The organism is Streptomyces sp. AK08-02, assembly GCF_033795085.1.
In the GTDB taxonomy this organism is placed as follows: Bacteria; Actinomycetota; Actinomycetes; order Streptomycetales; family Streptomycetaceae; genus Streptomyces; species Streptomyces echiniscabiei.
Genome location: NZ_JARAZV010000008.1, coordinates 238,231 through 258,295, shown reverse-complemented (window position 1 = coordinate 258,295; position 20,065 = coordinate 238,231). Strand labels below are relative to the sequence as shown.

The following is a 20,065-nucleotide window of genomic DNA, read 5'->3' as shown; positions in this document are numbered from 1 at the left end:
CTTGACCCCTTCTAGCATGTCGAGCCGATCCCGGTCCTGGAGTTGATCACAGTGCAGGAATAGCTGTCCGTGATCCTGCCCCGAGGGCCATACACGGCCATTCCCACCTGGATGGTCGTCGGAACAGCCGAGTGGGTGTCTCCGTACATGGGAACGACCGACATGAACAGGCTGTTGTTCCCGTTCAGAGCCTTCCAGCCGAAGGCTTCCACCTTGCTCGCCATCCGAGCATTCGCCCTGGCATTCAAGGCCACCAAATTGCGGACATCCGCGCCGGTACCCTTTCCCCAATAACCTATCAGGTGGCCGGCCTGCGGCCTTCCGCCTCCCGCTCTGATGTCTGCCATTCCCTCCGGTTCGACGGACGGTTCACATTCGGGGCACTTCGGCAAACCGCCGGCTCCGGTCCGCGACCTGCGATCGCTCTTGGTGAGGAATGCGATGGCACCGGTCGCCCTGCATCCCTTGTTTCCCTGATGGTCCGTGTACTCCTCGAGACCGCCGTAGATCCGCCCCCCGTCGATCAGGGGCATCGCATCGCACGAACTCCTGCGCCCGTCGTCATCGTCGTCTCCGGTGCAGCCACCGGTGGCCACGCAGACAGCCGCCGTGGTGAGTCCCGCCGCGATGGCCGAGGCCGCGTTGCGTACCGAGTTGCTGATATTGATCTGCACGGTCGGGGGTTCGGCCGCCGCCGAGATCGAGTGGACAGTGAGAGTGCCCTTGCCGATCGATGCGGTGATCTTGATGGCGTGGGCACGGATAGCAGCGCGGCGGGCGGCTTCTGCGGCTGCTGCCGCCGCCGCTGCCCTGGCCGCCGCGGCTGCGGCGTCCGCGGCGCTGATGCCGCTCCCTCCGCCACAGGAGTAGCACGTGCCGCTGCCGGAACCGCCGCTGTTTCCGCTGTTTCCGCTGTTTCCGTTGTTTCCGCCGCTCCGGCCCGTGCTTGACGAGCCGCTGCTCTGGAGGGACTCGCAGAACGAGTAGGAATGGGTTTCGGCGCAGGTGCGGCCGCGGGCGACGGTGTGGCTGGTGGCGGCCGAGTAGGAGTAAGCGTGGCTGTACGACGAGGAGCTGGAGGAGGAGAAGGCGTCGGAGATGCTCCTGGAAAGTGCTGAGCAGTATTCGACGCAGGTGGCGATCAACGCCGAGCCCAGGAGGTAGGCCCCGTATGCCTCTCCGATGCACAGGTCCTCGAGACAGTGCCCGCTCGGGTCCGTCCCGGTGAGCGGTGTGTCGTTCGCGTAGGCGTAGTCGTTCGCGTTTGTGCTGTCTCCGACCGCCGGATTGTCCACCGTGTCCGCCGAGTCGAAACCGCCCGTGCTCGGGCTGTACCAGCGGGCGTGCATGTTGACGTTGCCGGTCGTCGGGTCGGTGTACTCGCTCTGGTAGCCGGCGCTGCCGGTCAGTGTGGAGGCGGTGGTGGTGCCCCACGGGTCGTAGCTCGCGGAGCCGGTGAGCGTGGTGCCGGTCGCCGTGAACTGTCCGATGACGTCGGTGTGCAGGTCGGTCCAGGTCAGGGTGGCGCCGGTCGCCGAGGACTCGCCGGTGAGGGCACCCCCCGGGTCGCGGCTGTAGGTGCTCGCGCCGTCGGAGGCGACCGTGTTGTCGGTGCCGGAGTAGGTGAGAGCGGTCGGGCCGGCGGTGATCGCGCGGCCCAGCGCGTCGTACGTGTATGCCGTCGCACCGGCGGTCAGCTGTTGGCCGTAGGCGTCGAAGGTGTACGCCGTGGAGTCCTTGGCGGACATCGTGCCGCGGGCCGTGTAGCTGTAGGTGTGCGTGCCGTCGGAGGTCAGCTGGTCGCGGGCGTTGTAGGCGTACGTCGTGGAGCCCGCGGTCAGGCGGTTGCCGTCGGCGTCGTAGGTGTAGCCGGTGGTCGTGGAGCCCGAGGTCCAGGACGTGAGGCGGTTCGCGTAGTCGTAGGCGTACGAGTTCGTGGAGGCTCCCTGGACTCCGGTGGTGGTCTTGGAGGTGAGGTTGTCGTTCGTGTCCCAGTTGTAGCCGACCGAGGCGACCTTGGTACCGGCGGCGGTGGTGAGGGTGTCGGAGGTGAGGCGGTGCAGGGAGTCATAGCCGTAGCTTCGGACGTCGCCCGAGGTGCCGTACGTCACCGCCTTGGGCTGGGACAGTGAGTTGTACTGGTAGTTCAGGGTCGTGCCCGTGGACGCGTCGGTGTCGGTGCTCAGCCGGCCGTCGGTGTCGTAGCCGTAGCTGCTGGTGCCGGACGCGTCGGTGCGGGTGAGCGGGTTTTCGTCGGCGTTGTAGGTGAAGGACGAGCTACCGGCCTGTCCGGAGGTGGTGAGGACGTCGCCGAGCGCGTTGGTGTCGTAGTACTCCCACGTGTCCCCGACGGCTGAGGCCACCAGGTCACCGTTGAGCGAGTAGGTGAAGTGACGGTCGGCCGTGGTCGCGTCGGCGCCGGTACCGTTTTGCGCGGTCAGGTTGTCGATGGCGTCGTAGGCGTTGGTGAGCCTGACGCCCCCGGGGTCGGTCTGGGTCACGAGTCGGCCGCGCTCGTCGTAGGTGTAGGTCGTGGTCCGGTCGGCATCGCTCGTGTAGCCGGTGACCGCGGGGACCTTCTTGCTGGCGGGCAGGCCGAGTGAGTTGTACGTGTAGTAGGTGGTGTCGCCGTTGCCGTCGGTGTAGGCGGTCTGGTGACCGGCCGCGTCGTAGCCGTACGTGGTGACGATGGAGGCGTTGTCGGTGACCGGTTCCGTCTGCTTCGTCAGGTCACCGAGGTCGTCGTACTCGTAACTCGTCGTGTGCTGACGGGCGTCGGTGACCGTCTTGAGGTGGCCGTTGTCGGTGTACGTCGCGGACGTGGACGACAGCACGGTGCCGGCCGATGTCGTGTTCGCGGTCGCGGTCCTGCGGCCGGCCGCGTCGTAGGTCGCGGTCTGGACGCTCTGGTCCGGCAGGAGGGTCTTGATGATGTCGCCGCGCAGGTCGTAGCTGTAGCCGGTGGTGTCGCCGGTCGTGTCGGACGTGGTGAGGGTGCGGCCGAGGGCGTCGTAGGTGTGGTTGGCGGTGACTCCGGTGACGGACGCGGTCCTGGAGATCAGACCCGCGCTGTTGTACACGGTGTCGGTCTCCTGCTTCGTCTGTGCGCTCGTGGAGGTGTAGACGTACGCCCAGGTGCTGCTGCCACGTCCCAGGTCGTCGTAGGTGTGGTGGGTGACAGCGCCGTAGGGCGAGGTCTCGGTCAGGCGGTTGCCGGCCAGGTCGTATGTATAGGTGAGGGTGCCGCGGGTGGCGGTGCCGGAGATGCTGATCGCCGGGTTGGTCTGCTGGACCAGGTCGCCCAACTGGTCGTAGGTGTAGTCGGTTTCGCCCTTGGCGTCGGTCTCGGTCAGGACGTCGCCTGTCGCGTTGTAGGTCCAGGCGGTGGTGGCCGAGGTGCCGTTGTAGGAGGGGAGCGTGGTGCCCGTCCTGCGGCCGTCGCGGTCGTATGCGGTGGCCGTGATGTGGCCGTCGGCGTCCTCGGCCGCGACGCGGTCGCCGAACGTGTCGTAGCCGTTGATCGTGGTCGGGTACGAGGCTTCGGTCAGGCCGGTGGCGGGGTCGGTGGTCGTGATGGCCGGGCTGGTCGTGGTGGTCGGCCGGCCGGCTTCGTCGTTGGCGTACGAGTAGACCTTGTTCTGGGCGTCGGTCGCCGTGACCTTCAGGCCGCGGTCGTCGTAGGTGGCCTTGGTGGTGAGGGTGAGGGAGCTGGAGACGTACTGGGCTGCGGACAACGCGTTGCCCGCGGCGTCGTAGGTGTAAGTCCACTTCTGTGCTGGATCGCCGGCCGCGTCGGTCCCGGTGGAAGTCAGTACGTGGGAGTCGGCGTCGAAGGTGTACGCGGTGGTCTGCGCCAGCGTGCCGGGGTCGGTAGTGGTGGCGGTTGTGCGGTCGGCGGCGTCGACCGTGTACGTCGTGGTGAGGGAGCCGTTCGCGGTGGTCTTCCCGGTGAGGTTGCCCGCGTCGTCGTAGGAGTCCTGCTCGTCGATGTAGGCCGTGCCCGAGGAGCCGGTGCGGGTGTTCTGCTTCGTCAGCCCGTTGTCGTAGTACGCGTACGTCGTGGTGACGCCGATGCCGTTGGTGATGGTGTGGAGGAGGCCGCCCGGGTCGTAGGTCCGCTTCTCCATCAGCTTGGCGGCGGCCGTCTGTGAAGTCGCCGAAGAGCCGGTGTAGTTGGTGAGGGTGGTGGTCAGCGGGTGGCCGTTGGCGTCGCTGGTGAAGGCGTAGATCTGGCCGTCGGCGTCGGTCTCGCCCTGCTTGTTGCCGTAGGCGTCGTAGGTGAAGGTGGTGGTGTGCTGTTCGGGGTCGGTGATGGTCTTCGGTTCGCCGAAGTCGTTGTAGACGGTGCTCGTGGCGCGGGCTGTGTCGTCGCCGGTGGTGTCGGAGACGGTGTTGGTGAGGGTGTTGCCGTCCGCGTCGTAGGTCTTGGTCGTCAGGGCTGTGTGGACTATGGCCTGGTTGACGGCGTACGTCGTGCCGGGGGCGAGTTCGGTGAGGACGCGGCCCAGTGGGTCGTAGGTGTAGTGGGTGACCAGACCGGCCGGGTAGGTGTCGGAGATCTCGGTCTTCGTCAGGACGCGGCCGAGCTGGTCGTAGGTGTAGCGGGTGACCAGGCCGAGTGGTGAGGTCTCCTGGGCGAGGTCACCGTTCGGGTGGTAGACGTACGACGTCACCGCGCCGCCCGGTGTCGTCGTGGAGGCCAGCAGACCGGCTGGGGCGAAGATGCCGGAGGCCCAAGCGGGGGTGTTGGAGCTGGTGTACGCCTTCGTTGTCGTCAAGCCCGCGCTGTGGCCGGTGACCGCGGGGGTCGTCGTGGTGAGCTGGTTGCCGTTGGTGTCATAGGTGTTGACGGTGCGGTACGTCATATCCGACGAGTTCGCCGAGCGGCCGTCCGAAGAGGTCAGGAGCTGGTCGTTGCGTGGATCGGTGTCCGAGTCAGCGTTGAGGTAGTACGTGAAGTACGACGTCGAGCACTTCGAGGCCGACTGGTCCTGACAGGTCGTCCGGGACACCACGTCGCCTCGCGAGTTGTGGCCGGTGGTGGTCACGTCCCCGTTGCCGTCGGTGGTGGTGTAAAGGAAACCCGCCGTGTCGTAGCCGTATGACGTGGTGGCGCCCGTGCCGTCGGTCTCGGTGAGGATCCGCCCACCGTTGGAGAGATCGTAGGTGCTGGTCAGGGTGTTGCCGCCGGGATCGGTGACATCGACAGACTCGGTGGCGATGGCGCCGGTGGACTGCTTGTAGGCGTTCCACTGCAGGGCGACCTGGGCGGAGGTCAGGTTGTGGTCGTAGAAGGCGACGTCGGCGATGGAGCCCTTGAAGTAGCTGACGTTGCCGGGTGAGGCGGTCCAGCTCTTGGCGAAGCCCGCGCCGATGTAGGTGAGGGTGTTGGACTGGTCGGCCGGTGTGCCGGCGAACGTGTCCTGCTTGGTGCCGTCGAGGAACAGTGCCTGGCTGTCGACGTCGCAGCTGAGGACCGCGTAGTGCCAGGCGTTGTCGGTGACCGTGCCGGTGGAGCCGAAGTCGGCGCTGCCCGAACCGCTCACACTCCACCAGTGGCCGTGCAGCTTGCCGTCCGAGCCGACGTAGAGGACAGGGGTCCAACTGCCGGAGGCGTCCGTGGCCCCGTCGATCGCGGTGGACTGGTCGCCGACCAGGACGCCGGAGGTCGAGGTCTTGAACCAGATGCCGATGCTGCGCTTGGTGTCGGTGTGCAGCAGGTCGGCCGGTACGGAGACGTAGGAGCTGGAGCCGTCGAAGGTGGCGGCGGTGTTCGCGGTGCTGTCCTTGGCGCTGAAGGGCCCGCTGACGCCGAGGGTGACGTTGTTGTACGTGCCGTCACCGCCGTTGACCTCGTCGGCCGCGTACGTGGCCGACCCGTCGTCGTTGTCGTCGCCCAACTGCCAGTAACCGGCCGGGTCTGCGCCGAGTACCGTGCCCCGGTAGACCGCGCTGGAACCGGCCACGGCGGGCGTACCGAGCTTCCAGGTGCCGCCCTTCTCGTCGGTGACCTGTGTCAGACGGTCGGCGTCGGTGTCGTAGGCGACGGCTGCGGTGGTGCGCCCGGCGGGGCTCGACGCCTTGGTGAGCAGGGCCGCGCTGGTGGTGCCGTCGGCGTACAGGTCGTCGACCTGGGAGGCTGTGATCGGGTGGCTGTAGAAGGAGACGTCGGAGATGGAGCCGGTGAAGTAGCTGACGTCGCCGGGCGAGTCGATCCAGGAGTCGGCGTATCCTGCGCCGATGTAGGTGTAGGCGTTGTCCTGGTCGTCCGGGGTGCCGGAGAAGGTGTCCTGCTTGGTGCCGTCCAGGTAGAGGGTCTGCGTGCTGCCGTCGGAGCTGAGGACGGCGTGGTGCCACGTGCTGTCGGTGACCGTGCCGGTGGAGCCGAAGTCGGCGCTGCCCGAACCGCTCACACTCCACCAGTGGCCGTGCAGCTTGCCGTCCGAGCCCACGTAGAGGACCGGCGTCCAACTGCCGGAGGCACTGGTGCCGGTGACCGCCTTGGACTGGTCGCCGATCAGGACGCCCTTCTTGGACGTCTTGAACCACAGGGACAGTGCGCGGGTGGTGCTGGCGTGCAGCAGCCCGGCGGGTACTTTCGCGTAGCCGGTGCCCGCGAGGGTCAGTGCCGTTGCCGTCGAGCCGGTGAGCGGGCCGGTGGTGCTGCCCAAAGTGGCGTTCTTGTAACTGCCCGCGTCTGTCTGCTCGTTGGCCAGAACTGAGGAGGCGGCGGTGGTGCTGCCGGATGCGTCGTCAAGGCGCCAGTAGCCGCGGGGGCCGGCGTCCAGCGCGGCCGAGGGGTAGTTGGAGCCCGCGATGTAGGTGTAGGCGTAGCACGAAGTCGAAGCGGTCGATGCGCTACCGGCCGAGGGCGGGCAGACCGAGGTCAGTTCGTCGCCGGTGAATCCGTATGTCCACAGGGCTGCCGTGGTGGTGTCGGTGCTGGTGGCAGCGTCGGTGGTGACCGTGTGGACGTGGTAGTGGGTGGCGCCTGAGGGCTTGCTCCAGGTGAAGTTCAGGGTGCGTTTGGAGACGTCGTTCTTGATGGTGGAGAGCCGGTGCGAGGTGTCGTAGGTGAGCGTCTCGGTCAGCCCGGCATGTGTCTTGATCTGCGACAGCAGCCAGATGTTGGTACCGCCCGCGGTGCCGAACGTGTACGTCGTGCCCGAGGTCTCGGTCAGCGAATAGCCGGACGTGAGCGCCTTGAAGGTGCCGTAGGTGCCGGTCGGCGGGGTGTAGCCGGAGGCCGAATAGCCCCAGCGCTGCTGCTGTCCTCCGTGGTCGATGACGACCACGTTCTTCGAGCCGTCGTCGTCCATCACCGCCCGCATGTCGGCCAGGGCCGACCAGCCCGCGCCGAAGGCACCCGCGGTGCTGGTGTCCAGGGAGTTGTAGGAGCGTGTCACGTCCAGGGAGGGACCGACGGTCGAGACGGAGGCGTCAGTGGTGGAGGTGGTGTAGTTGCCGGCCTCCTCGTCGTAACCGTGACCGTCGTTCTGCGCCAGCCGCGAGGCGATCAGCGGCTGCGCGACCAGCGTTGACAGGGGCTGGCTGCTGCTCGTGGTCGTCGACCAGCCGTCGTAGGCCGCGACCGTCCAGTAGTACGACGTGGACCAGTCCAAGTCGCCTGAAGGAACTGTCCACTTGGTGGACGTCTGCCAGCCGGAGGAGTCGATCTGCTTGCCCGCCGAGGAGTACACCGCGAAGTCGTACTTCAGCGGCGTGGTGGGCCAGGAGTCCGGGTCGACGGCCTTGACCTGCAGCTGCGGGCGCAGGGAGGGCGAGGTGAAGTTGGCCTTGGGATAGGTGTGTTCGATGTCCGGGGCGGAGTTCTTGGCGTAGGTCACCGTGACGTACGGGGCGTGTGAGTCGGCCTGGGAGGAGTCGAACTTCTTCCACTGGGAGGAGACGGTCGGCGAAGTGAACACAGACAGGCCGTAGTTGCTGGTCTGGCCCAGGGCGATCTTCTGGAAGTAGTCCGTGTCCAGGTCGGTGGTCTGCCACTGACCGGTGCCGGTGGACACCGAGGTGTTGCCGCACACCGTGTCGGACACCGTGCCCGCCCAGGTGCCTATGGCCGCGGCCGTCGCGGGCCGGTCCGACCAGGACTTCTGGCCGGTCACCCACCACTGCTCCGTGATCGGGTACACGCTGTAGGACGTGGAGGCGTTGCAGGTGTACGCCCATACGTCGAACAGGTGCAGGTCGGCGTCGGTGATGTGGTAGCCGTCGGTGTCCGGCAGCCCGAGGAACTTCATGAACGCCTGGCCGATGTGGGCGCCGCCGTCCGGAGTGCCGACGCGCATGATCGTGTCGGACGAGTAGTCGGCGGTGTTCGGGTAGTACGCGTAGGTCGTGAGGGTCTGGCCGGCGGTCGACACCGTCATCGTCGGGTCCACCGTCACCGGGAACTGGATCGACGGGTCGGCGAGCCAGGAGGGGTCCAGCGACATCTTCACCGCAGGGGTGCCGTCGACCTCGGTGACGCTGTACGTCATGGCCCAGTTGTCGTGGGACTCACCGGTTGCCGGGTCGACGTAGGAGTCGCGGGCGAAGGGCTGCGGAAGGGAAGCCATGACCGTCCCGCCACCGTCGACCAGTTCCACAGTTCCGTCGGACGCCGTGGTCAGCGTGAGGCCCTTGAGGGACATCGGGAAGACCCAGCTGGTCGGCGCGTTCGCCGAGGCCAGCACCAGGGACTCCTTCACACCGTTCGCCGTCGGCTCGAGAACGAGGTTCGTGTCGCGCAGGACACCGTCGTACTCGACACCGGAGTCGGCGGCTGTGCCGGTCACGGCGTTCGCCCCGGCCAGCGACCAGGACACCGACTCGGAATCGGAGATGGTCAGAGTCGCCAAGTCACTCTGAGCGGAGGTCCCGGAGCTGACCGTGGGGCTGGGAGTGGCTGTCGGGTCGTCAACGTCGTCCACCTGAAGGGCGGAGGCGGTCGTCCAGGTCAGGGCGGCGGGCACAACCGAGCCCGCGCCACTCCCCCGCAGTGCGGACTGCCGTACGGAACCGTCCGTCGCCGTGGACTCCGCGAAGGACACACCGAGGGAATTCGCCTTCTCGTGCCAACGGCCGTCGGCACTCTTCGTGACGCTGGAGTCGATGGACTTCCAAGTCCCTGAGGAATCGCGGTAGTTGATCCTGGACTGCGACATCCTCCGGGTGAAGGACCCGTCGGCGTTCTGGAAGTAGTCGAACTGCGCACCGGACTTCGCGGCCACGCGCCTGCTCGTCTTCGTGTTGAAGCCCACGGACGCCCTGGCGGAACGTTCCTGCTCGGGATGGGCGCTTGGCGCCTTCCAAGCAGCCAACTGCCCCTTGCCCTTGCCCGGCGCCTTCCCCGAGGGCCGTCCCTTGCCGGCCTTCGCCGCCCGCACGTCATGCGCCGAGCCGGTCCTCGACCGCGGCCCCGCACCGTCCGAACCCGACAACCACTTCCACGCCTGGCTCAGCCCCGCGCCCAGCGAAACGGACGGATGCGTCGCCGCGTAAGCCGCCCCACCCTCCTGAGCCCAGAACGACACCACCAACGGCACCACAGCCAGCCACACACGCCACCGCGACAGCGGACGCACCCACCCCACCGACCCCTACCAACGCACCGCTACGGAACAGGACCAGCCGGTGCGTCAGGTCATCCCCGTGATCACGCAGGCTGCGGAAACAAGTTGTAAGCGCAGCGTGAAGAAAGCCACAAGATCCCTTGTGAAGACCTGTGCGCTCCCTTTACCAAGCCACGGGCCAACCCACAGGCTTGCCACTTTCCGTTGACCGTTCCGTTGCCTTGGGCTCATGTACGCGGCGAGCAGCCCTGGGGCCTCTACGCCCCACCGAGCATCACGTCGATGTCACCTGGATCCGCTCCCGCCGCAAGGTCGACGCCGCCTTGGCCCACGGTGTCGAGTCCGCTTTCACTCACGGGCTGTCCGCCTCACCGATCGCAGTCAGCGTCTTCGCCGTGGCAGTCGAAGCCTGTTCCACACCCCGAAATTCCTGTCGCCCTCGCACCGACCTCCCGAGGGCTCGACGGGACGTCACGCGCTCCCGCTCTGCGAGGAAGCAGTCCACCGCAGCGAGATCGGGCAAGTAGGCCCTCCACACGGCCGGCGCGTCCCAGCTCCGAGACACGGGCGGGCAGCACCCGCGGCTCAGGAGCAGTCGGCACCCCGCTCTGGGACTTCGGCCACTCCAGACAGGTACGGACCGCCGGCGAGCCAGCCCGCTATCACCTCAGCGCCCACAGCATCCCGCGCCCCGTACCCACTGCGACCTGGGCGCCTGATCCACAACTCGTCAGCTGTGCTGAATGGAAGGAGTCGACGCGGCCATGACGCCTTCACAAGTGGTGCCCGACCCGGCTGAGGTCAAGAAGGATCGGTGACCGCCGGGCCAGCCAGAGCGGCGTCCACGTAGGCGCGGACGATGCTGGCAGCCTCGCCCGCGGTAACCTCCCTCGTCCACGTTGCCCTCGAGGCGTGGGCATCGCAGTGCAGGGTGATGCAGTGCACCCCGTGTACGTACTCGGTGCGGTAGGCGTGTGGCCGGTGCCGGCAACGACGACCGTGGCGTTCGACTTCTTCCAGGTGGTCGAGGACGACGTCGAGGTGGAAGCGACTCGGAAGAGTGTGCCGTTCTCGGCAGCCGCGGCATCTCAACAGGTGCTGGGCACTGCGGTTGCGACGGAGGAAGGCCACGCCCTTGCCCTCGAAGGTGTTACAGCTAGGGCAAACCGGCCCCCTGACATGGCCGTGTTCATGACAGTGGTCCCAGAGGGCCGCCCGGCTCTCGCGGCACAGACAGCACAAATACTCAGCGGCGCGGTGCGCGCGACGCAGCGAGCGGTAGGCGACGCCGTCCAGTTGGCCCCTGTACGGCTCGAATGCCTCGCCGGAACAGACCGGGCACAAGGTGACGTAGCCGCTGGGGGTGACGGTGCGCCAGGCCCAGGGGCTTCCCTGAGCCCGGCAGCCGGTACAGATCCGAGCCCGCTCGGCGAGTGCCCCGTCTTGTTCCTGTGAGCGATCCAGCATGGCCGCGTACGCGCGCGGGAGCACCCAGTGCGTTCCGGACCAGGTCAGCAGCGCGAGCGGGCGGGTGCCGGCGATCGTGCGCCCGCCGTAGTGCAAGACGAGTTCCTCAAGGGTGAGTTCGCCGGGAAGGCCGTGGGGGCCGATCTCGTACCTGCTGCTCCAGACGTCGCCTTCGAAGGCATCGGCTGTGTTCGCCTCGAAGCCGATGGTCTCGGGGTCGAACAGGTCGAAGTCGTCGGCGGGGTCGTAGGCGAAGACGGTGGGGGTGTTGGCTTCGCTTCGTCGGGAGCGCCGCGCGGCCGCGTAGATCCAGTAGTTCAGCGTCCTGCGCCAGTCGGCGTGCCGCCAGTCGTGGAAGGTTTCCCGGTCGTTGAAGTAGCGGCGACTGGGCACTTGGGCCTCGACCACGTCGGTGGTGTCGATCGTCACGGCGGCGAGGGTTTGTGCGGCGCGGCGGATGTCCCGGTCGTCGTACTTCCAGCGGCCCTTGTCTTTGTAGCCGCGTACGGCGACGTCGCCAAGGAGGACATAGCCGTGGTCGAGGAACTCGCCTTTTTTTGGGATCAGTTCACCGGGATCGAGAGGCAGGTCGCAGGCCTTGGTCAGATCCGCCAGGGCGTCCCGGGCCAGTTGTGGGCTAATGAGCATGCCCGGATGATGACAGGAGGGTCTGACATCACCGGTTTGTTGCCCGGCTCCGTCTTGGAGCTGGGCAACAACATCCGGCGGTTTACTGCCGGCGCCAGCGGCGGTTTCGCCGGGGCAGTCCGAGCCTGGCCTGGACGGTCCGCTCGAGCCGGTCGACGAAGTCGTCGGGGGTGTCTGGGAGGAGGGGCAACACCCAATACCTCGCCCACTCCTCCCGCTTCGAGCCCCGAGAGTGCTGTTGGGCGCATCATCCCGTGTTGCGCGGATGCAGTGGGGTGGATCCGGCAGGTTCGGGCAGAGCCCTGAGCCTCGCCTCACTGCCGGTGGCCACACTGCTGTCCAGACACCCGGCTGGGGAACATGGGCTGAACTACCCGGATGCGTGTCCGGACGGGCCGGACGATCCTGGGTCCATGTCTGGACCGCATTCCGAGCTCCTGTCGCGCCGTCGCCGACGGGTCTCTCGGTCAGTGAGCCTCAATATCGAATTCAGGATTTATCCGAGTTCATTTCCCGACCGAAAAAGGGCAGGAATGGGCGCCGGAATTCCGGCATGCCGAATTTCCGGCCGGGATGGCGAACTCGGAGCGGAACTGTTCAGCTCGGCAGTTCGGGCTGTAGCTCGGCCGACACCATGTCGAAAATCCCCCAGTAGCCGCCGACCCAGTCGCTGTCCGGCAGCCCGGTTCTCGTGGCCACGTGAGTGAAGGCTTCGACGCCGACCCAGCCCTGGAACTCGCCGGAGTCGTCGATGACCTGGAGCATCGGGCGCGGGTGCGAGTTGTAGGCGTAACAGGCCTGTCCCTGGGCCAGGGACTGGCACCAGTACTCCTCCGTGTTGCGCCGGCCGCCACCGATCTCCCCGATGTAGCGAACCCGGTCCTTGTCCGTTCCGGCGCACGACGTGTTGGGCTGGAGCCATCCCATGCACGGGCTGCTGCCGCAGAGCTTCCACGGATTGGCGGCCGCGCCGAAGGTCCAGGTCCCGCCGGATCCCTCCCGACCCACGATGCCCGTCCGGGTGTCCGGGTCGGACGACGACGCCTTGGCCACGACGAAGGCGCCCCGGTACGGCTGGGCGTTGTAGCGCGTGTCGCCGACGAGCTGGCTCATTGTGGCCCGGCTCGTGCGGTCCAACGATGCGTTGCTGCCGTAGCCCACTCCGAAGTTCGCCGTGTACGTCGAGAACACGCCGGACGCCGGGATCGTCACGTCGTTGCCGTAGGCGCCGTAGAACGTCGGGCTGGTGATGCGTGCCGCTCCCCCGCCGGCCAGTCCCGTCGTCACGTTCCAGTACTCGGTGAGCGGTTGGCTCAGTGCCGTACCGGCGGCGTTCTTCGTCCAGGTCACGGCCAGCCGCCTGTCGGTCGTGTAGGCGAAGGTGCCCTGGAACCCGCCCGTCGTGTCGCCGGCGAACCCGTCGACCGTCCGGGCCGCGCAGGTGGGGACATCGCCTCCACAGTCCGCGGTCATCGCGTTCACCCGCGTCGGCTGGTCCCGCTGGTTCCAGGCCCAGTAGTTCGTCGTCACCGTGCCGTCGGTCTGGAAGGCGTAGTACCCGAGCCGCACCCAGTTCCGGTAGTTGTTCTTCGACGCCAGGTCCATGGAGCCGACCGACACGACCCAGTTGGCCTTGCCTCCCGGCAGGGCGGTCACGGCGTGCGCCGGCCCCGCCGTCACCACCATGGCCATCATCAGACCGACCACCGCGGCCAGCGTGCCGGCCGTTCTCATGACGACGGCTCTCACTGCGTTCCTCAACGTGTCTCCCTTGCACGGGGCCCGCGGGGCCCGCCGATCAACACCTCCCTTTACCCGGAACAGTCGAAAGGGTTCACAGGAGACCCGCGTGAACCCTTTCGGCAGCTCCGGGTAACAACAGGTGTAACCGCACAGCTCACGGACCACAGCCGCACAGACCAACACGGAGACCGCGTGAACGGCCCGCCTGGCAGACCTGACGACGATGCCCGTGTCATCGCCGACTCCCTGGCCCAGCCCGAGCTGTTCGGCGAGCTCTACCTCCGCCACGCCGGTGCCATCCACCGCTACGCGGCGCGCCGACTGGGCGAGGACGCGGCCGAGGACATCACCGCCGACACCTTCCTGAGCGCGTTTCGCACCCGGTCCCGCTACGACCTCACGCGCCCGAACGCCCAGCCCTGGCTGTACGGCATCGCCGCCAACGTCATCGGGAAGCAGCGCCGTACCGAGGTGCGGGCCCTGAGGGCCCTGGCCCGCACCGGCCACGACGCTGTCGCCGACGCGTGGACCGACCGCAGCGACAGCCGTGTCACGGCCCAGGCCGCACAGGCGCCCCTGGCCGGAGCACTGGCCGACCTGTCGCCGGGCGACCGGGACGTCCTACTCCTGGTCGCCTGGGCGGACCTGAACTACCAGGAGGTCGCCGAGGCCCTGTCCATCCCCGTGGGCACGGTGCGCTCCCGTCTCAACAGGGCCCGCAGAAAGGTGCGTCTCGCCCTCGGCGGCATGGACCCCCGGCTCGTACACGATTTGCCGGAGCTGGTCGGCAGTGGATGAAATGACCGCGGTGCAACGGTTCCGGGACGAGGCTCCCAGACTCGACCACGCACGGCTCACTGCCGGCCACCGCCGATTCCAGGCGGGGATCACGGAGACGCGGCGCCGACGACGCGGCGGCTGGCAGCTCGCAGCGGTCGGTGCGGTCGCCTCGGTCGTGGCGACCGCCCTGCTGTCCACGCTGACCATGCGGCAGGAGGAAGCGGCATCCACCAGACCCGAATCCCATGCCCAGCGCTGGGTGTACCAGGAGGTGCGCTGGGACACGTGGCAGTGCGGCACCGGCGCCGGCACCGACGGCTACAGCGAGGTCGGTTCGTTCAACCTCGGCCCCGCCTCACCGTCGTGCAGTGCACGGCCGGCGGCGCCGAAGTACAAGCACAAGTGGATCCGCTACAACGGCTCGGCCCTGGCCACCCCGGACGAGAGCACGAGCGATCCGGACGACGTGGACGTGTGGCAGGGGAACTACCAGACCGGCTGGGAGCTGCTCCCTCCCGAGGATTCCGACGATCTGGTAGCCCGCCTGCCCGCCGATGCGGCCGCCGCCCTGCGGCTGATCCGCGGCCACTCCGTCCCCACCCGTTTCGCCGGCACCCTGCGACTGACCCAGGTCCAGCGCGACTTCGCCGACGTGGTCGGGGTGCTGGCCACCGCACCCGACCTCCCGCCGGCCAAGGCGCGCACACTGCACGACGTCATCATGAGCCTGGCGGGAGTCACCGTGCCGGTCCGGGTGACCGACGGCGTGGGACGGGCCGTGCTCGCGATCGGCGTCGACGGCGACTTCCGCGACTACTCCGACCAGCGCAACAGCATGCAGGTCCTGCTCGATCCGAAAACCTTCGCCTATCGGGGTGTCCGGTACGTCGCCGGGCTCGACTACCACGTCGGCGGCAAGTCCTCGGGAGGCCCGTTCGTGGCGAAGGGCACGGTTCTGGCCACGGCCACCCGTGTCTCGACCGCACTCGTGGAGAAGGCCGGCGAACACCCCTGACACCGATCCCGGCTCACGAGGACCTCAGTAGTTCGTCGGCCGCCGCTGCCGCCGCGTCGAGCGCTGCCGCCGGGCTCTTCCGGCCGGTCAGCGCGGCCCGGATCTCGGGCGCGAGCAACGCCATCACCTGCCGCGACGCCGGATGCGGCTCCCCGGCGGATACGCTGGGCAGGGCTGCCTGGTACTGCTTCGCGTACGGTGAGTCGCTCGGTACGACGACGTCGGTGCGGGGCGAGAGAAAGCCACTGGCCCGCCCCAGTGATCGGAGTTGCGCCGACCGGGTCATGAAGGCGAGGAATTTCTCCGCCTCAGCGCGATGCCGCGACCGGGCGCTGACGGCGAGCGCCCCAGGGGCACCGAATGAGGCCTCCCGAACGGGCCCCTTGAGCGGCCCGCCCACCAGGACGTTGTCCTTGCCCCAGGTCCGTGCGGCGAGATCGGCGTCGGCCGGGACTACCCAGTACCCCATCGCGGCCCGCTGCCGGCCGAGCGCCTGCCCGGCGAGAAGATTGGTGTTCCTCATCGACGAGGCGGGTATCGCGCCCTGCCGGTACAGATCGGCCAGGAAGGTGAGCGCCTCGACTCCCTCGGGACTGTTGAAGACGACCCGTCTGCCGTCCGTTGCGAAGACCCGCCCTCCGGCCTGCCACAGCAGCGGATAGAAGTTGAGGTTCAGGGAGGCGTCGTCGGAGGCGGAGTAGTCGAGCAGGGCGATGCCGTGCCTGCGCAGCTTGGGCGCCGCCGCCTTGATCTCGTCCCAGGTGGCGGGGGGTGTGCTGACACCGGCCTCGGTGAGCAGCCGCTTGTTGTAGATGGTCGTCGTGACGGTCTGGTAGATCGGCGCCCCGTAGATCCGGCCGTCCTGCGACACCGCGTCCAGGGCACTGGGCAGGAACCTGTCCAGCCTGCCCTTCAGCGCGGCGTCCACCGGGACAAGCCCACCCGTGGCGACGAACCGGGGAATCTGGTCCGGCATCAGCAGTACGGCGTCCGGCCCGTGGTCACCCGCGAGGGCCTCCGCGAGCCTCTGATCCCGCCCGGCCCACGGCAGCAGCTCGACACTGACCTGGACACCGGGCGTGGCCTGCGCGAAGTCCTCCTCGATTCCGCTCCAGTATGCCGCGTCGGCCCGGGGGTCGGAGATCACCGGGTACATCCAGACCGTGAGCGCGACCGGCACGGGCCCGCGTCCGTACCCGCACCCGGCAAACAGCAGGGCGAACACCAGCCCCACACAGGCGGCGACCCGTCTCGGGCCGGCGAACACCAGGGCTCAGTTCCGCGCCGGGCACGCCACAGAGGCATCGCGCATCACGTGTCCCCCCGTGGTGGTCCGGTGCTCGGCCATGGCTCACAGTGCGTGAACCCTCGCCGGATCATGCCAGATTCCGGCTCAGCGAGTGTGGCGACCGGGAGGTTCGTCTGGCTGATCTCATTCACGCCTCTCTGTGGGACGCAGATACGAGGCGGCACAGGCAAGACGATGGCACGAAGCGAAACGCCCGTTCCGGTCGAGGCGCTCGCCGACGTCACCCAGCCACTCCCGCTCTGCGGTTCGAAGGGAACCCGCACGGCGCCCTCGGCCTCGGCGACGGAGGGCATGTCCACCGTGCCGAAGTGGCCGTGGTCGGAGCCTCGGCTCAGCAGGCACGCGACGGTCCAGCCGTCGGGTCGTCCCCGGCTGTCACCCGCATCAGGCAGTCACGGTAGCGCCGCGGTGCGGCCGGCTCCGCTCACGGGCCACCGTCGTGATCCGGAGCCCGTCGGTGGCGGCGGTGACCGTGGCGGCACGCCGCGTGGCGACTCAGATCGATCTGAGTACGCCCACCGATGCCACCAGGCGGTCGAGCAGGATGAAGTGGGGGCCATGACGACGACGCGTAACCAGGGGAAGCCGCTGCCCGCGCCTCACAGAACCTGGTGGAAGGCGCCTCTTGTGACCTCCCTGCCCGGACTGCCAGGGCCCGTCGATGGCTCGAAGCACTTGATTCCGCTCAGCCTCCGACAAGGCGACAAGAGCATCCGCCACACACCGCAACTCGTCCACGCTCAGACCTCACCCACCAGATCAAGATCCTCACGAACCGCCTTCACAGCGATCTCAGGCACGGGCCACTCGCGGTCGGGCACGTACCCCACACCCCGCCACCACGCCTCGACAGGAAGCACCCCCGCCGGCTCGAACGGCTGACCCGGAACAGGAAGAGCAACCGCCTGCCCCACCCCCTCAGCAGCAGCCTTCGTCCACTCACCAGGCTCAGCCCACGGATGACCCGACAGATTGAAAGTCCCCCAATGGATCGGCAGCAACACCCCACCCACATCACCCTGCTGCAAATCAAGATGCGACCGAACCCCGTCGACAGGACTCATGTGAATGTCCGGCCACGCCCCCGGCAACGGCATAGAATCCGTGTGGTTCTTGGGCCAGAACTCGCTGTAGGCCCCGATCTGGATCATCGTCGCGTCGAAGGGGCCGTGGTCGGCGCCGATGTCCCGGAAACCCTCGAAGTACCCGGTGTCGCCGCTGTGGTAGACGCGGTGTTCCTCACCGGCGACGACCCAGGAGGCCCACAGGGTGTGTTGCGTGTTGCGCAGGCCACGGCCGCAGAAGTGGCGGGCCGGGGTGGCGGTCAGGGTGAGGCCGCCGACCTTCGTCGACTCCTGCCAGTCCAGCTCGCGCAGCCGGTCGGCAGGGACTCCCCAGCGCTCCAGATGGGCACCGACACCGAGCGGCACCGCGAACAGGGTGTCCGTGCCGGCCAGCGCCTTGATCGTGGGCATGTCCAGGTGGTCGTAGTGGTCGTGCGAGATGACGACGACGTCGACCGGGCCGAGCTCGGCCAGCGGCACGGGCACCGGGTGCAGCCGCTTGGGACCGGCGAAGGCGAACGGCGAACAGCGCTCGCCCCAGACGGGGTCGAGGAGCACGCGGTGTCCGTCGATCTCCGTGAGCACGCTGGAATGGCCCATCCAGGTCAGCCGGAGACCGCTCACCGGAGGCTTGGCGAGGTCGGCGAGCGTCGTGGCGTGCACCGGCACCGTGCCGGCCGGGGCACGACGGACCCGGTCCTCCTTGCGCAGGGAGGACTTGGCGAACTCGAGCATGGCGCCGTCGGGCCGGGGGGTGCCTGGCGGGTTCTGGAAGACACCGTCCGCGAAGTGCGGCGATCTGTGGATCCGGGCGAGGCGCTCCCCACTCGCGTCCGCACCGAATGCCTCGGGCCGCAGTGCTCGCAGCCTGGAGCTCGGAGAGGGGAATCCGGTCACGGTACCTCCAGGAAAAGTCGGTCAGGCATTCCATTATGGTCGCTCCGCACGACACTCCGGCGTCGGGCGTGTGTCGGCCGGGTCCACGCGAACCACGACCGACCTCCCGAACGGCGGGTCGACGCCGACCAACGACGCGACGCGACGCGACCGGAGAGACACGTGTGGTAGCCGGAGCGGGCGGACCGAAGTACGTCCCGTCCGGCGCCATGGGCGGCCGACGGGACACCGTGACCAGCCCGCAACTGAACGCCGAGTCAGTATATTGCCCTCATGGCAACCCCTCGGAGCGCTCCGCTGCTCTCCCTCACCTGGACGGATCACCTCACCGGACGCCAGGGCTTCCTCGTCGTGGACAGACTGGTGCGGGGCGTGTCGAGCGGCGGGCTGCGGATGCGCGAGGGCTGCACCCTCGACGAGGTCGCCGGGCTGGCCCGCGGCATGACCATGAAGGAGGCCCTGCACTACGACCCCGAGGGCCGTTACGTCCCCCTCGGCGGTGCCAAGGGCGGCATCGACTGCGACCCCCGGGACCCGGCGGCGTACGACCTGCTGGTGCGGTATCTGCGCGCGATGCGGCCGTACGTCGAGAGTGTCTGGACCACGGGCGAGGACCTGGGCCTCACCCAGGACCTCGTCGACCGGGCCGCGACCGAGGCGGGGCTCGTGTCGTCGATCCAGGCGGTCTATCCGCTGCTGGACGACGAGACCGTGGCCCGGGAGCGGCTCGCGCAGGCGTTCACGGTCGAGGTGGACGGCATCGGGCTGGACGAGCTGGTCGGCGGCTGCGGGGTCGCCGAGTCGGTGCTCGCGGCGCTCGACCGGGCCCAGGTGCCGTACGCCGGGACACGGGTCGCCGTACAGGGGCTCGGCACGATGGGCGGGGCCACGGCACGCTTCCTCACGCGCGCGGGGCTTTCGGTGGTGGCCGTCGCCGACGTCAAGGGCACGATCGGCAACCCGGCGGGCCTCGACGTCGAAGCGTTGCTCGCCGCCCGGGACGCGTACGGCACCGTGGACCGGTCGGTGCTGCGCCCCGGCGACCGCGAACTGCCGGGCGAGGCCTGGCTGTCCATGGAGGCGGAGGTGCTGGTGCCGGCGGCCGTCTCGTACGCCGTCGACACCGGGAACCAGGAGGAGATCACCGCGCGTTGGATCGTCGAGGCCGCCAACATGCCCGTGCTGCCGGAGGCCGAGGACCTGCTCGCCGCGCGCGGCATCGTCGTACTGCCGGACGTGGTCGTCAACTCCGGGACGAACGCCTGGTGGTGGTGGACGCTGTTCGGGGACATCGGCCCGGATCCCGAGGAGGCCTTCGCGCACACCCGGCGCTCGATGCGCGCCCTGATCGACCAGGTGCTCGCGCGCTCGGAGGCCGACGGGACGACTCCGCGGGCGGCTGCGCACGCGATCGTCGAGGACCGGCTGCCGGTGATCGCGGAGAGGTTCGGGTGGTACCGGTGACGGTGCCCGGCTCCGGGTGCCTTCGCCGACAACCGGCCGTATTGGCGGGGATTCACGGACATTGCGGGGGCTGGCCCGACATCGTGTCCGGTGACGGATTAGTGTT

The 20,065-nt window shown here is 68.3% G+C and carries 8 protein-coding genes; 3 read left to right on the top strand and 5 right to left on the bottom strand.

Annotation, left to right across the window (positions count from 1 at the left end; genetic code table 11):
- Positions 1-11 precede the first annotated feature (11 nt).
- From PV734_RS18665 to PV734_RS18655, 3 genes are all read right to left on the bottom strand, one after another.
- Positions 12-9,560, bottom strand: a complete 9,549-nt coding sequence (locus PV734_RS18665; RefSeq protein WP_319290376.1) for a LamG-like jellyroll fold domain-containing protein — start codon at positions 9,558-9,560, stop codon at positions 12-14.
- Between the two features lie 813 nt (positions 9,561-10,373).
- A complete protein-coding gene (locus tag PV734_RS18660) occupies positions 10,374-11,687 on the bottom strand; it encodes an endonuclease domain-containing protein (protein ID WP_319290374.1) in 1,314 nt (437 codons plus the stop codon).
- Between the two features lie 597 nt (positions 11,688-12,284).
- A complete protein-coding gene (locus PV734_RS18655; RefSeq protein WP_319290372.1) occupies positions 12,285-13,421 on the bottom strand; it encodes a hypothetical protein in 1,137 nt (378 codons plus the stop codon).
- Positions 13,422-13,622: 201 nt separating this feature from the next.
- On the opposite strand from PV734_RS18655, the gene PV734_RS18650 reads away from it, so the two are divergent.
- Entirely contained in the window at positions 13,623-14,228 is a 606-nt protein-coding gene (locus PV734_RS18650; protein ID WP_319091183.1) for an RNA polymerase sigma factor, read from the top strand.
- A 1-nt stretch (position 14,229) separates the two neighbouring features.
- Positions 14,230-15,225, top strand: a complete 996-nt coding sequence (locus PV734_RS18645) for a hypothetical protein (RefSeq protein ID WP_319091185.1) — start codon at positions 14,230-14,232, stop codon at positions 15,223-15,225.
- A gap of 13 nt (positions 15,226-15,238) precedes the next feature.
- Here the strand turns inward: PV734_RS18645 and PV734_RS18640 are convergent, their stop codons facing one another.
- Positions 15,239-16,405 carry a sugar ABC transporter substrate-binding protein gene (locus PV734_RS18640; RefSeq protein WP_319290370.1) on the bottom strand — a complete coding sequence of 389 codons (1,167 nt, stop codon included), beginning with the start codon at positions 16,403-16,405 and terminating at the stop codon, positions 15,239-15,241.
- A gap of 869 nt (positions 16,406-17,274) precedes the next feature.
- Complete coding sequence (locus PV734_RS18635) at positions 17,275-18,495, bottom strand: MBL fold metallo-hydrolase (protein ID WP_319091187.1); 1,221 nt, start codon at positions 18,493-18,495, stop codon at positions 17,275-17,277.
- 273 nt (positions 18,496-18,768) lie between these two features.
- Between PV734_RS18635 and PV734_RS18630 the strand changes: the two genes are divergently transcribed.
- The gene (locus tag PV734_RS18630) at positions 18,769-19,959 is read left to right on the top strand and encodes a glutamate dehydrogenase (RefSeq protein ID WP_319290368.1); all 1,191 of its coding nucleotides are present in this window, start codon (positions 18,769-18,771) and stop codon (positions 19,957-19,959) included.
- Positions 19,960-20,065: the final 106 nt, after the last annotated feature.